1 tRNA gene is annotated in these 282 nt (G+C 54.3%); it reads right to left on the bottom strand.

Annotated features, from left to right (window positions below):
- Positions 1 to 77: transfer RNA gene (locus tag DOU54_RS15410), tRNA-Met, on the bottom strand.
- Positions 78 to 282 lie beyond the last annotated feature (205 nt).

Genomic DNA, 282 nt, shown 5'->3' with positions numbered 1-282 from the left:
TGGTTGCGGGGGCAGGATTTGAACCTGCGGCCTTCAGGTTATGAGCCTGACGAGCTACCGGGCTGCTCCACCCCGCGTCCAGCGCATTCGGCAAGGCCGAATGTCGCGGTTACGTCGTTGCTTTAGCGACGACGGATCTTTGCCGGAGTAAATTGCGGAGCAATTTATCTCCTGTAAGGGACGCACTTGGCGTTTTCCTTAAGTTTTGTCTTAAACTGCAAAAGGCCGCTTTTGGCGGCCCTTTTTTTTCGGCTGGGCCGAGGGATGTGATGAGAAGATTTT

Source organism: Agrobacterium sp. MS2, assembly GCF_003261015.1.
Taxonomy (GTDB): Bacteria; Pseudomonadota; Alphaproteobacteria; order Rhizobiales; family Rhizobiaceae; genus Agrobacterium; species Agrobacterium pusense.
This window is presented reverse-complemented; position numbering and strand designations above follow the sequence as displayed.